Origin of the sequence: Paenibacillus sp. FSL K6-0276 (assembly GCF_037977235.1) — a bacterium.
GTDB lineage: Bacteria > Bacillota > Bacilli > Paenibacillales > Paenibacillaceae > Paenibacillus_AQ.
In genome coordinates, this window is record NZ_CP150276.1 from 2,093,093 (window position 1) to 2,105,633 (window position 12,541).

Here is a 12,541-nt window from a genome sequence, read left to right on the forward strand (position 1 = left end):
ACTAGCAGGTGGAAATCCGGAATCCAGGAAGTTGGGATTCCGGATTTTTGCTGTACAGTTATAGTGAGTTTCTTAAAATTCGGCTATGCTTTAGATAGGACTATGAATTATCATAAAAGGAAAATATTTCTGTTAGATATGGAGGCGATATATGTGAGCTATTCAGATACATTCATCCGTGTAGCAGACCATCCGTGTCTGCGTGCTTCACTGCTGCCTAAGCGTTTTGGCTGGGGTGTCCATTACAATGCTGAGGAGAAAATAGCCCTTTATGGCAAGGAGTCTCCTGAATATGTATATTTTATTTCCCAAGGAGAAGATGTTGTGAAGTTAGTGCCTGCGATGCGCAACAAACGCGCCTATAGAGGAGGGATTATCCTGTCTGATTTCTGGAACCGGCGGTTCGCTCAGGAAGGAATGATCTGGGGAAGTGAGCCAAGCCCTACGGCTTTGGACGCAAAGGGGCTCTTTCGTAAGCATAATGTGAAGTCCGTACTGGTGCCAGGAGCAGGTTATGTACGGAATACGAAGGTGTTCTCCGGTGAATTTGAGACCATCAGTATTGAATTAAGCGGGGCCGCACTGACTATTGCGGCAGAGTGGGCCCCCGCGACCTACGAATATAAAGAAGGGAAATACGCTCACTTTTTTAGTGAAGCCGATTTAAGACAGCATTTTGAGCACACGGAATTAATAAAGACTGGCTCCTATATAGAGATACTTAGAGATCCACATGGATCCACTCATCAATACGTCCTAAGATCTATATTCGCAAGGAAATTACACGAACTTCCCTTGACCTGGTAGCGCCATTTCTTTGAAATTTTTGCATAAATGAGCAAGCTGAGTAGACAACTCCGCACCTTCCATAGGCACTCCATGCCCCGAGAGAACGATATGGGGATCTAGCAGCGCTAGTGTACGGACTGACTTCTCCGCGTCTTCCCAGTCTGTTGTGAAATAAGAGGGTGGGCCGTGCACAACCTGATGTTGTGTAGCCACTGCGAATACAGACTCTTGTTTGACTGTAAGAAAGGTGTCACCAGCAATCAGTACCTTATCCTCAGCTCTGAATAGGGAGATATGTCCGGGACTATGCCCAGGCGTATGGATCCATTTCCAGCCTATTGCCCCAGGGACGGTTCTATCTTCTGGCAGTGGATGTACGGCTGATCCAAGATCGATCCCTCGATGTGAAAATAATGAGGACACCATACTCATAAGCCCACCGCCTACAGCCGGATCAGCTGGAGGGTAATCCTCTTTACCTGTTAGAAAAGGGAGCTCTAGTGGATGAGCATACACGGGTACATTCCATTCCTCAACAAGATTTTTTACGCCCCCAATATGGTCAAAATGCCCATGAGTCAGGATAATCGCCACCGGAGGCTTTTCATACTTCTCCTTAGCAAAATCAATAATACTGCCTGTGTAAGAGCTAAGACCTGTATCTACAATGATCCAGTCCGAAGAGGGCTGGCCGATGAATGCGCAATTTACGAACATGGTTCGTAGTCCGATGACACCGGGGGCCACGTCCCAAGTATCGGTGTAACCTTCTGTTAGAATTCCGTCAAGTCTCATCTTACGCCTCCTGTTCCGTTCTTAAGTTCTGAACGATGTACCTAAACAGTAGTATGACCTTTTTTTGAGAAAAAAATATGGCAAAAAACCCTTCTCATTAATTAATGAAGAAGGGCTGGCATTGAACTTATTAAGCGATAGGATCACATTAGAGCGTTCCACAATCTGCAAATAGAATATGGCGTGGAATCCGGAAGAAAGCTTCGGCTTTTTCCTGCAGAGCAGGGGTAGGTAGATGGCTACTGTGCAACCATTTTCGAAGCGTTCCGGGATGGACCCCTATCCAAATACTTACATCAGTTACAGAAAAATCGTAAACCATGCAGAGGCCAGTCAGAATAACATTGCTGCGTGGTGAACTTGTAATACTTCTTTTCATAAATCGTGAAGGTGTTGGTTGACATACAATTGGACTTTGACGAATCAGTGTTTCATTGAACAAAATGTGGGGCGGGTAGCCCAATAGGCGGCAGGTCTTGTCTATGTTATTGTTGGAAGGGATACGACCTTCGTATACCCAGGCGCTTACACTGCGAGAGGATATACCAAGCTCCTCTGCGAGTCGTGACAGTTTGATATCCTTAGCCATCAATACAGCAAGTAACACACGGTTTCTAATCTGGCTGCGCTTTGGACGGCGGAATCTTTTTACACGAACGCCTTGTCCAAGATATTTGCGGTTGATCAGAGACCACGCCTGGATATTATGAGTTTCTTGTTGGTTACTAGGCATAATTCCTCCGATTTTTTAAAAATATACTACAACACTTTCCTGTAAGTCGGCAATGGTTAATGCTGCTATTTCTGTCATCACTACTTAAGTTTCTTTCAGAACGCTTACGCTTATGATATATTTTTAATATCTAATTACAATATTACAACAGGGAGCGAGATAGAATGATCAAGCATATTGTGTTTTTTAAATTGAAGGACCGGTCCGAAGAAAGCGTTGAGGCAACGGTAGCAGTACTGCGAAATATGGAAGGCAAAATCCCGCAGCTCCTCTCGATTGAAGTAGGTGCTGACATCATTCATTCTGATCGATCTTTTGATATTGCTCTAGTTACAGTGGTAGCTTCTCTAGAGGATTTGCAGGCTTATCAGGTTCATCCGGCGCACAAGGAAGTTATAGCTCATATTAATGAAGTCAAAGAACTCTCAATTGCTATAGATTACGTAATTTAAGGGATCTACTGGAATATAGCATCATCATTTTATACCGGAAGCGGTGACAGGAATGCGTGAGCTCGAGTATCCAATGGAAGCGTTAACTTATTTAGTCGTTTTTCTTGCGGCATGTTTCATTATGTTCTTCTGGCTGAAACGTCGCGGTAAACGCGGTAAGTAGAGATAAATCAGATTTCTCTAACTATTTTCGACATGGGGGTATTGCTGTGTATTATGTCAACCGCAAACAAATCGAAACCATTCTTGCTCAAATCCCAGATATAACTGTTGGTCTTCGGACTATAGCAGCTTCATGGGATGGCAATACTTTAACCGGACTAATACAGGAACGCTGCCTTCATCTGGCGATAGAGGTGGTTACGGACGTTGGTAGTTGTCTGATCGACGGTTTTATTATGCGTGATGCTGGAAGTTATGAGGATATTATTTCAATTATCCATGAAGAAAAAGTGCTAGGGAAAAGTGAGATTTATGAGAGATTGATAGAGCTTGTCGCTCTCCGTAAGCCGCTCGTTCAGGATTATTTTGTCTGGGAGAGAAAAGCACTGCACCCGCTCACTCCGATCCTTTCAGAGGTGCTCGAGCAGTTTGCTGTCGAAGTAGGGAATTATTTGGATCAGGAACTTGGGTCCGATGTAACGCTATAATAGCATAGGATAGAATCATATAGAATAGGCGATAGCCGTGAAAGAGAGGGGGTTCCTTTATGATGAAGATGGGGCAAGAAAATGGATCGACAAGGCACTTGATTATGACGCTCCTGAAGACGAAAGGACCACTGACCATCGGCGCGCTGGCAGAAGAATTGGGAATTACAGAGATGGGTGTGCGTCGTCATGTGCTTCAGCTGGAGCAGGAGGGACTTGCCAAGACAAGAGTGGTCCGGCAAGCGATGGGGCGGCCTTTACATATGTATTCTTTAACTGAGAAGGCCGAAGAGTATTTTCCAAAAAGCTATCACAATCTGGCTTTGGAACTTCTGCGTGAATTGGATTACGGCAGTGGATTGGACGCTGTTAATATATTATTTGAAGGGCGCCGTCGCCGGATGCTGGGCCAGTACGCTCCGATGATGGAACGCCGGAATTTGGAAGAACGAGTAGCTGAGTTATCTTCGATCCAAAATGCCGGTGGATATATGGCAGAGTGGAACCGTGAAGAGGATGGTTCGTATGTAATAAGGGAATACAATTGCCCGATTCGCCAGGTTGCTACTCAGTATCGTAAGGCTTGTCAATGCGAGCATAGCCTATTTGAGGAATTGCTGGATGCTAAGGTAACTCGCAGTGAATGTATGGCAGAAGGCGGACAATGCTGCCGATACGCTATTACACCCAAAAATGTAACAGACAAAACTTCTGAAAAGTCGTAATAATTAGTCACAAGACAAACTCCTGCTGCTTATGATATAGCAGATATAGGCATTAGCCCGGTAGAGCGGGGAGCAATGAATTCAAAGGAGAGATGAAACGATGAAAAAGGACACAAAAGGTTTATTATGGGGAGCTTTAGTCGGAAGTGTGGTTGGATCGGTGACAGCACTCCTGTTCGCGCCTAAACCGGGTAAAGAGCTGCGTAAGGATATTGCCGACGGAACAGCTGCAGGCATTGAAAAGGTACAGGGAATTGCCGTGCAGGCAGGTGACAAGAGCATCGAGCTGTATGACAAAGCTAAAGATTCTATAGGTCATGTAGTACATGAGGTCCGCGAATGGAGCAAATCATGTTCGAATGCTGTTGAAGAAGAAGATACTGCTACTGTAGCTGTAAGCGGAATTGCTACTGAAGAGGCTATTCAAGAGGCTGCGGCCACTTTGGAAGTGGTAACGGAGTTAGAGGTATCGCCTGTTAGCGATGAAGTAAGCAGTGAAGAATCTAGTTTTGAAGAAGCTCAGCCAGATGACAAGGATAATAACGAAATCGCATAATGAAACAGTGGATGGAGTCTTCGTTTTTACGGTTAAAAGTACTTATTCTCTTTTAATAGAGCCGCTTTTTCGCATTGGGCGGAGGGTGGCTTTTTTATTTCATTCTCATCGACCTGTAAAATGATGGAAGAATTCTTAGCTTGAACTAAGAGTGCAAAAGGAGTATTATCTGCAATTGGGGCTGAAAGTCAGGTACATTTTGTTTTCGCCTTACATAAGCTACACAAAACAAGTAGAAGGAAGCGGTGTGTTCGTGCAGCAAGCTATTGCAATATTAGACTCAGGTGTGGGAGGGTTAACAGTTGTCAAAGAAGTGATGAGGCAACTCCCGCGGGAGAAGATCATTTATTTCGGAGATACTGCCCGAGCTCCGTACGGACCCCGTTCGACCGAGGAAGTAACACTGTTTACGGAACAAATTGTAGATTATTTGATCCAGTTTAATCCTAAAATGATTGTTATCGCTTGTAATACCGCAACAGCTGCGGCACTCGATTATATCTCGGCTAAGGTCTCCATCCCTGTCATTGGGGTGATTCATCCTGGAGCCCGTGCTGCAATTAGCGCGACCAAAAGCGGACATGTCGGCGTGATCGGTACGATAGGAACCATCAGTAGCGGGGCTTATACTAATGCGTTAAAGCAGCTGTCACCTTTTGTTGAGGTTGTAAGTCAAGCCTGCCCAGCGCTTGTCCCACTCGTCGAGCAAGGCATGTTCCGCTCAGAGAAAAGTCATGAAATTGTAGAGCAGGCACTGGAAGGCATTAAAGACAATAACATCGACACTTTAATTTTAGGATGCACTCATTATCCATTTCTTGTTGAGCCTATTGGAGAGACCATGGGTCCGGGAGTCAAACTGATCAGTTCTGCAGATGAGACAGCTCGTGAGATCAGCACGATTTTATATGATAAAGGAAAGCTGTCCATCGGGGATGAAAGTCCAATTCATCAGTTCTTCTGCAGCGGTGATGCCGAAATGTTTCAGAGAATCGCTCGAGATTGGCTCGGAGAACAAATTAGACGCACCCCAGTAGTATGGCAAGTATCCACGTTATAAGCAGAGTTGAATTGAATAGGGACAAACTCCATGGAGTGTAAGGATAAAATAGGCTGGGAAGCACATTTCCCAGCCTATTTTCTTGAAATATAAGAATTTATTTGTGATTCATTTCTCCTTCATGTAGGGTAGTGGCGCTTGCATACAATAGAGTTAAGTGCTGTATGCTGCTATTTTTGTATCGCTGTATCAGCAATTTAAGGCCGAGAGGATGAGACCTAATGCGACAATATATTGCAAGTAGGGGAGATACCGTAAGCCGAATTGCCGCCCTGCATGGATTAAACCCTGAGCATGTCATTCAAGGCAATCCATGGGTTGGGAGACAGTCTTATTTATATCCAGGTCAGGTTTTATTTCTGCCATCTTCGCCACGTAAAAGGTATGCGGTGCAAGAAGGGGACGATCCTGAACGCATAACCTCATTATTCAATGTGTGTTTAGATGATTTGGAGAAGCTTAATCCAGGTGTGACCTCAGGGCGCTACTGTACACCGGGAAAAGTGCTCGTCATTCCACCTCCGATTCCAGAGCGCGTGGTATTCCTGCGTGGAGAGTATGGCCCGGTTGATCTTGAGAACGACATCAGCAGTTTGCTTGCACAATATCCATTTATACAAGCAGAAACGATTGGTAACAGCGTGCTTGGTAAGCCAATTCATGTGCTAAAAATGGGCAATGGAACCCGCCATCTGCATGTTAACGCGGCTCTGCATGCTAATGAATGGCTGACCTCGCCTTGCCTGATGTCGTTCATAGAAGAGTACGCAGCAGCTTATGCTAAAGGTTTGGCATGGAATGGTCATCGTCCAGAGGAATGGTACAATAACTGGACCCTATGGGCTGTACCTATGGCTAACCCTGACGGCGTGGAGCTAGTACAGGAAGGGGTTTTGCCAGGCCACCCTAATTATGCGGACCTAATGAAATGGAACGGGGGACGGCGTAGTTTTCGCCATTGGAAGGCCAATATACGTGGTGTGGATCTCGGGGATCAGTTCCCTGCTCATTGGGAAGAGGAACGGGAACGCCGTGGTGTAAACCTGCCCTCTCCGCGTGATTACAGTGGTCCTGAGGCGCTAAGTGAACCTGAGGCAGCCGCACTGGCAGTACTTGCTGAGAGAGTACCCGGAGAAGCTGCAGTGTCTTTGCATAGCCAAGGGGGAGAGATCTACTGGAATTACCGGGGATATGAGCCTCCCGAAAGCCGCGAATTAGCAGCACGGCTGGCCTCTGCGAGTAGCTATCGCGCAGTCGAATTAACTGGCAGCGATGCTGGATATAAGGATTGGTTCATCCAGACCTTTCGCAAACCTGGATTTACAGTAGAGCTGGGGATCGGCAAAAATCCGTTGCCACTGGCAGATTTTGAGGATATGGCACTAGAAACGGGTCTAATTTTGGGAACGATACTATCCAATGTGAAATAATTATGAAACAATTACAGTAAACTTGCGTAACATAAACATAGGGTATGGCCGCTGTCGTCACTACACGTTATCCGCGGCTGTATCCTTTTTACTTGGGAGGAGGGCTACTATGAAACTGAAAAAGCTGCTGTCACTAAAACAATGGTCTCATATCTTCAGCAGCTCCTGGCGATATGTAATCTCCCCTAAAGTCGCAATAGGGGACAAGCTGTTATTCACAATTCCAGTGCTGCTCTATTGGGGGTTGCCGGATTTCATGCCTTTTTTGCCGATCGATGATATTGGTGTGACGATGCTCCTTATGGGCTGGTTCGTGTCACGGATGGGACGAAAATACCCGGCACTTCAGGCTGGAAAATGAGGCAGTGAAGTGAGATCTGCCTCGGATTGTGTATCTATTTTGTTAATATAGTTGCTTTTAGATATCATTTACCTTTAAAATAGGTAATTGAGTATTTAATTTAAGTACTAGGAGATGGAATATAGATGAAGGTCAAAATTACCCGCAATGCGGCTAAAGTGATAAAGAAACAAATGGAACTTGAAGGAAACAGCGAGTTGAAGCTTCGCGTAGCGATTACGCATGCTCACGGTGATCATGCTCACTACGGACTGGATTTGGACACGCCTAACGAGAATGATGTTGTAGTCTCGACAGATAAGGAAATCGATGTTATTCTTGATCCGAATCAACCGCTCCTTGATGGTGTGGTCGTTGATTATTTGTATCTTCCTGAAGAAGGTTTTGTCATTACTAATCCGTCTAAAGGTAATCACGGCGATCACTAAACATTTCGCCTGAAATTTCGGACATAAAGAAGGGTTGCTCCATGGCTAACGAAATACAAGTGTGCGATGAATGTAATTTCATGAAATTGAAGAGTATTATACCCAAACTGCAAAAGATGGCGCCTGATGCAGAGATCAAGGTCGGCTGTAAGTCGTACTGCGGTCCATGTGGCAAACGGGCCTTTGTTTATGTTAATGGTCGTTATGTGAGTGCTCCAACAGAGGAAGAAGTGTTGAAGAAGGCAGAAGCTTTTATCAAACAACCGGCCGTTCAGAAATAATGCAGAGGTCTTATCTATTAACTTAAAAAGCCCTAAACCCGTGTTGATGACGGAGTTTAGGGCTTTTTGTTTATAAAATGAAAATTTTTAGGGTGCGGATTCTTCTTTTCGGAGCATCTTGATGCCATCGTATTTCATGATATCGTCTGAGATTTGCAGTCGTTGCTTGCTTGTCTCGAACCCGGTGCTGCACCCCGCAACGTCAATGGTTTCGCGGCTGTCGAGGCTATAACAGGTGCCGCTGTCGAATTGTCCATTTTCACTTGGGAGATAGGATCTCTTCGCATCGGCAAAGGCGCCGGTTCGCAGTGTCACAAGTCGCTCTCTGCCACTGAACAGATTATTACCCATGAGATAATAAGGATCCTGAGAGATTCCCAGCAGATGGAGTAAGGAAGGTGTGAGATCCAATTGACCAGCCGGATTAGAATCAACTACCGAGGAGTTAGTGCCAGGTAGATGAATGAGCAATGGAACTTGGTGCATGATTTGATGCATGTCGAGCTTATTTAGGCTTTTGCCAAGAAATTGTTCGTAGTAAGAGGTCTCTTGGATTGAGTTATCATGATCCCCATAAAAGGCAAGAATCGTATTATCCCACAACCCACGCTGTTTCATATCACTCACTAGTTCCCCTAAAGCTTCATCTGTATAGTGAACAGCCTGCAAATAATCTCCGAAGATGGTACCCTTAAACTCGCCGGTATCAAGCCCTTGCTTGTCCGCAGGGAGAGAATAAGGATGATGACTAGATAGTGTAGTCAAAAAAGAGTAAAAAGGCTTCTGTATCGATTCTGCAGTATCCATAATATTTAGTGACTGCCGCAGAAACGATTTATCTCCCAATGACCAGCCTAGGGGCTCATCGATCTTGTAGTCTTTTTTGCTGTAAAAACGGTCATAACCTATCGCCTTATACATGATCTGTCGATTCCAGAAGCTTCCTTCATACGCATGGAAGGCATTGGTGCTATAGCCCTTGGACTTCAAAATGGCAGGCAACGTGTCAAACTGATGATCCGGGTAACGGACAAATATTGAACCGGAGACCAGTGGATAAAGCGAACCATTCGAGGCGAAATCTGCATCGGAAGTTCGGCCTTGTGAGGTCTGATGATAGTAATTACTGAAGTAGGTGTTCTCTTTGATTAGCGAGTTTAGATTAGGTGTGACCTCTTGTCCATTGATTGAACGTCCCACTACAAAATTCATAAAAGCTTCGGCTTGAATAACAACGATGTTGCTTCCGCTGTATTTCCCAAAGCTGTCGTTAAGGGTACTTTGCTCAGCATTGTGCTCATTGAACCAAAGCTTCATGGAGCTGGCTTCCTTTTGTGAAAGCTCAGGCTGCGGACCAAGATGATCTTTGGCATACAAGTAAATATCATAACCGTGAAAGCCGATGAGACCTGTAACGTTATACATCGCCAAGCTCCACCAGTTACCAGTGAATAAACCCTTGGCCCAGGTAGTGGCGTAAGAGTGGATAGGGCCGAAGGTCAGAATGCAGCCCAGTACCAATGCAACGACACCATTAGCGCTCCGTTTCAATACTCTCATTAAGCGTGAAGAGGGGCGAAAATGACTTGTACGAGCGTAATAGTGAGATTGTCCATGGGTGCTAAAGGTAGTATTTGAGCTGTATGTACGGAAATATCGGCGGTATAACCCTATACCGATACCAAATGCGATAAGCAGAATCCAATCTACAAACAAATAGAGATCGGTAGGGCGGAGCAGCGCGAAGATACTTCCGCCAAGCGCATCCATCTGTCCAGCTTGAAACAATACAGGAACCGTGATGAAATCCTGAAAGTATCGGTAGTAAACGATATCTGCATAAATAACCAGCGTCAGGAGCAAGTTTAGGCTTATCAGGGCTATGGTCTGTCCGCGGCGGGGAAGCCACAGTGTCCAAAAGGACAGCAGCATAACTGATCCGACAGCAATCAGCTTGTCTTGACGGTTCATGTCAATATTGGGGGCATGTAGCCCACTATGCAGGATTATTAGCTTGGCGAGCATGATGCCAAGAAAAAAGATATAACCGATATAACAGGAGCGGATCACACTGGTTATTGTACCTGCGACTGATGAGCTGCTCCTAGTAGTTGGAAATCGTAACACTTTAAAGCCTCCTAGCACAGAAAATGAATAGTCCGAGAAAAAGGACACCCTCCTCATACGAGGGAGATGTCCGTTCTTTGGGGCAGGATCATGGTCTTCCAATTTATTTCGGATTTCTAGGTGGAAGTGGACCCAAGTATTGATAATATTGACACTCAATACGTCCGTTATACAGCTTACGACGTTTGTCCGCCTTACGTCCGTAATATTGTTCGAATTCCTTGTAAGGGCTAATGGCAAAGAATGACCAAGTAGGTAGATATAGCATCATTTCGCCAAACTGGCGAGTCAGCTTCTCAACCTCTTTGTCATTACTGATCCGTTCACCATATGGCGGGTTGGTGATGATACAACCATATTCGCCTTGGGGTCTTGCTTTGGCGGCAGCCATCACGGTGAAGGTGATTTCTCCGGACAAGCCGGCGCTTTTAGCAGCGGCTTCAGCAATTTCTATGGCAGCAGGATCGATATCAGTGCCGGTTAGCTGCAAAGGATAATCGTCTCGGACGGCATCGAAGGCTTCTTCACGAGCTTCTTCCCAAAGATACTTAGGAATGACTGGCCAATGTTCGGAAGGGAATGAACGACGAAGTCCCGGTGCGATGTTCCAAGCGATCATGGCGGCTTCAATTAACAGTGTTCCTGAACCACAGCATGGATCATATAGCGGTCGGTGGCCATTCCAGCGGCTAAGCTGGATTAAAGCTGCAGCCATCGTTTCCTTCAGTGGCGCTTCTGTAGCCTGTCTGCGATATCCGCGTTTGTGAAGAGCGGGCCCAGTGGTGTCTAACGTAATCAGAGCGATATCATTTAACAAAATCACTTCGATCACATATCGAGGTCCGTTCTCTGGGAACCAGTCCGTATGATAGGAGAGCTTCAGCTTCTCGACGATCGCTTTTTTGACAATCCCTTGGCAAGCAGGTACACTCGTTAGTTGTGATTTATGGGATCGTCCTTCAACCGGGAACTCTCCATTCTCAGGAATCCATTCTTCCCAAGGTAGGGCTTTAACACCCTCGAATAACTCATCGAAGGTTTTGGCCGGGAATTGACCCATTTTTACTAATACGCGGTCGGATGTACGCAGCCACAAATTACAGCGACAGATGTCGATATAATCACCGCTGAACAATACCCGACCGTTCTCGACCGTGGTCTCATAACCCAGTTCGTTTAATTCGCGCGCTACTACAGCTTCTAAACCCATAGGGGCAGTAGCGATTAATTGTAATTTGCTCAAATACTCTCAACTCCGTTTAACTTGTAGATAAATACAAAAAGCCAGTACAATAAGAAGAAACGACGTTGTCGTCCTTTAAAGACGATAACTGTTTCTCGAAAAAATATAAGACATAAACTATAGCGTGAAACTTATAGTCTCTTATATTTTAAGGAAAGCATCCATACAAGTATAGGGGAATGTGGGACACTTCACAATGCCCGGCATTCCATAAACCATAAAATCTTCCCCGTCATCCCTTACATTGAGAAAACGGGGGGTCATCAAAGGAGAATCTTTATGCTTACTCAAGAAGAATACAGTGAACAACTTTATACCGAGGACGAAATTCTGCTTCAAGTAAAAGAAACGATTGTCCAAGCAGGTATGCCGCCAGTGTCTGTCGAGCCGGGGTATGGAAGACTGCTCACCATGCTTGTTAGACTGTCCCGCTCCACGCGTATTTTGGAAATTGGCGCACTTGGCGGTTACAGCGGGATTTGTTTATCTCGCGGTTTCACTGAAGGTGGCACGCTGACTTCGCTAGAGCTGAGGGCCGATTATGCCGAGCTTGCTCGCCGTAATTTAGAACTGGCAGGCTTCGGGGATACTACGGAGTATAGAATAGGACCCGCAATGGACAGCCTGAAGGCACTAGAAGCAGAGGGCGCTAAGTTCGATTTCTTTTTCATTGACGCAGATAAGATGAACTACCCTAACTACTTGGAATATGCCATCAAGCTGGCTAACCCAGGAGCGATTATTGCTGGTGATAATATTTTCCTCCGCGGACGGACGCTAAATACAGATAGAAATGGGCCTGCTATTCTGGCTGTACGGCATTTCAATGAAATGATCGCCACTGATGAACGTCTCATCAGCACCTGCCTGCCAGCCTATGATGGATTGGCGCTGGCAATGGTGAAATAGCA

Annotated in this window: 15 protein-coding genes; 11 read left to right on the forward strand and 4 right to left on the reverse strand. The window is 45.5% G+C overall.

The window, feature by feature from the left end; all coding sequences use genetic code 11:
* The first annotated feature begins 153 nt into the window (after positions 1–153).
* Entirely contained in the window at positions 154–807 is a 654-nt protein-coding gene (locus tag MHH52_RS09525; RefSeq protein WP_340008172.1) for a DUF6157 family protein, read from the forward strand.
* Here the strand turns inward: MHH52_RS09525 and MHH52_RS09530 are convergent.
* The gene (locus MHH52_RS09530; protein ID WP_340008174.1) at positions 781–1,584 is read right to left on the reverse strand and encodes an MBL fold metallo-hydrolase; all 804 of its coding nucleotides are present in this window, start codon (positions 1,582–1,584) and stop codon (positions 781–783) included. The genes MHH52_RS09525 and MHH52_RS09530 overlap by 27 nt on opposite strands.
* Positions 1,585–1,732: 148 nt before the next feature.
* On the reverse strand, positions 1,733–2,317 hold the full coding sequence (locus MHH52_RS09535) for a helix-turn-helix transcriptional regulator (RefSeq protein WP_340008176.1): 585 nt from the start codon (positions 2,315–2,317) through the stop codon (positions 1,733–1,735).
* A gap of 164 nt (positions 2,318–2,481) precedes the next feature.
* Here MHH52_RS09535 and MHH52_RS09540 point away from each other — a divergent pair, with 164 nt between their 5' ends.
* The 9 genes from MHH52_RS09540 (at position 2,482) to MHH52_RS09580 (ending at position 8,260) form a co-directional block, all read left to right on the forward strand.
* On the forward strand, positions 2,482–2,769 hold the full coding sequence (locus tag MHH52_RS09540) for a Dabb family protein (RefSeq protein ID WP_313640457.1): 288 nt from the start codon (positions 2,482–2,484) through the stop codon (positions 2,767–2,769).
* Between the two features lie 209 nt (positions 2,770–2,978).
* Positions 2,979–3,419: a HepT-like ribonuclease domain-containing protein gene (locus MHH52_RS09545; protein WP_340008180.1), complete on the forward strand. Its 441-nt coding sequence runs from the start codon at positions 2,979–2,981 to the stop codon at positions 3,417–3,419.
* Positions 3,420–3,478: 59 nt separating this feature from the next.
* Positions 3,479–4,144, forward strand: a complete 666-nt coding sequence (locus tag MHH52_RS09550; RefSeq protein ID WP_340008182.1) for a metalloregulator ArsR/SmtB family transcription factor — start codon at positions 3,479–3,481, stop codon at positions 4,142–4,144.
* A 100-nt stretch (positions 4,145–4,244) separates the two neighbouring features.
* Positions 4,245–4,700, forward strand: coding sequence for a YtxH domain-containing protein (locus MHH52_RS09555; RefSeq protein WP_340008184.1), 456 nt, complete (start codon positions 4,245–4,247; stop codon positions 4,698–4,700).
* A gap of 253 nt (positions 4,701–4,953) precedes the next feature.
* Positions 4,954–5,760 (forward strand): glutamate racemase, encoded by an 807-nt coding sequence (gene racE, locus MHH52_RS09560; RefSeq protein ID WP_340009571.1) that lies wholly within the window; start codon positions 4,954–4,956, stop codon positions 5,758–5,760.
* A 221-nt stretch (positions 5,761–5,981) separates the two neighbouring features.
* Positions 5,982–7,190: a M14 family zinc carboxypeptidase gene (locus MHH52_RS09565; RefSeq protein WP_340008186.1), complete on the forward strand. Its 1,209-nt coding sequence runs from the start codon at positions 5,982–5,984 to the stop codon at positions 7,188–7,190.
* A gap of 109 nt (positions 7,191–7,299) precedes the next feature.
* Positions 7,300–7,551, forward strand: a complete 252-nt coding sequence (locus MHH52_RS09570; RefSeq protein WP_340008188.1) for a hypothetical protein — start codon at positions 7,300–7,302, stop codon at positions 7,549–7,551.
* A 125-nt stretch (positions 7,552–7,676) separates the two neighbouring features.
* The gene (locus MHH52_RS09575; protein WP_042126263.1) at positions 7,677–7,979 is read left to right on the forward strand and encodes a heme biosynthesis protein HemY; all 303 of its coding nucleotides are present in this window, start codon (positions 7,677–7,679) and stop codon (positions 7,977–7,979) included.
* 41 nt (positions 7,980–8,020) lie between these two features.
* Positions 8,021–8,260, forward strand: coding sequence for a DUF1450 domain-containing protein (locus MHH52_RS09580; protein ID WP_313640463.1), 240 nt, complete (start codon positions 8,021–8,023; stop codon positions 8,258–8,260).
* A gap of 87 nt (positions 8,261–8,347) precedes the next feature.
* On the opposite strand, the gene MHH52_RS09585 is transcribed toward MHH52_RS09580, so the two are convergent.
* Positions 8,348–10,387: an LTA synthase family protein gene (locus MHH52_RS09585; RefSeq protein WP_340008191.1), complete on the reverse strand. Its 2,040-nt coding sequence runs from the start codon at positions 10,385–10,387 to the stop codon at positions 8,348–8,350.
* Between the two features lie 103 nt (positions 10,388–10,490).
* Positions 10,491–11,630, reverse strand: a complete 1,140-nt coding sequence (locus tag MHH52_RS09590) for a class I SAM-dependent RNA methyltransferase (protein ID WP_313640465.1) — start codon at positions 11,628–11,630, stop codon at positions 10,491–10,493.
* Positions 11,631–11,909: 279 nt separating this feature from the next.
* Here MHH52_RS09590 and MHH52_RS09595 point away from each other — a divergent pair, with 279 nt between their 5' ends.
* The gene (locus tag MHH52_RS09595; protein WP_340008193.1) at positions 11,910–12,539 is read left to right on the forward strand and encodes an O-methyltransferase; all 630 of its coding nucleotides are present in this window, start codon (positions 11,910–11,912) and stop codon (positions 12,537–12,539) included.
* Positions 12,540–12,541: the final 2 nt, after the last annotated feature.

What these genes read in the sequence shown, in the direction of transcription:
- MHH52_RS09530 (WP_340008174.1), bottom strand. Translation starts at nt 1,584, where the DNA reads ATGAGACTTGACGGAATTCTAACAGAAGGTTACACCGATACTTGGGAC.
- MHH52_RS09535 (WP_340008176.1), bottom strand. Translation starts at nt 2,317, where the DNA reads ATGCCTAGTAACCAACAAGAAACTCATAATATCCAGGCGTGGTCTCTG.
- MHH52_RS09540 (WP_313640457.1), top strand. Translation starts at nt 2,482, where the DNA reads ATGATCAAGCATATTGTGTTTTTTAAATTGAAGGACCGGTCCGAAGAA.
- MHH52_RS09550 (WP_340008182.1), top strand. Translation starts at nt 3,479, where the DNA reads ATGATGAAGATGGGGCAAGAAAATGGATCGACAAGGCACTTGATTATG.
- MHH52_RS09555 (WP_340008184.1), top strand. Translation starts at nt 4,245, where the DNA reads ATGAAAAAGGACACAAAAGGTTTATTATGGGGAGCTTTAGTCGGAAGT.
- MHH52_RS09565 (WP_340008186.1), top strand. Translation starts at nt 5,982, where the DNA reads ATGCGACAATATATTGCAAGTAGGGGAGATACCGTAAGCCGAATTGCC.
- MHH52_RS09570 (WP_340008188.1), top strand. Translation starts at nt 7,300, where the DNA reads ATGAAACTGAAAAAGCTGCTGTCACTAAAACAATGGTCTCATATCTTC.
- MHH52_RS09575 (WP_042126263.1), top strand. Translation starts at nt 7,677, where the DNA reads ATGAAGGTCAAAATTACCCGCAATGCGGCTAAAGTGATAAAGAAACAA.
- MHH52_RS09580 (WP_313640463.1), top strand. Translation starts at nt 8,021, where the DNA reads ATGGCTAACGAAATACAAGTGTGCGATGAATGTAATTTCATGAAATTG.
- MHH52_RS09595 (WP_340008193.1), top strand. Translation starts at nt 11,910, where the DNA reads ATGCTTACTCAAGAAGAATACAGTGAACAACTTTATACCGAGGACGAA.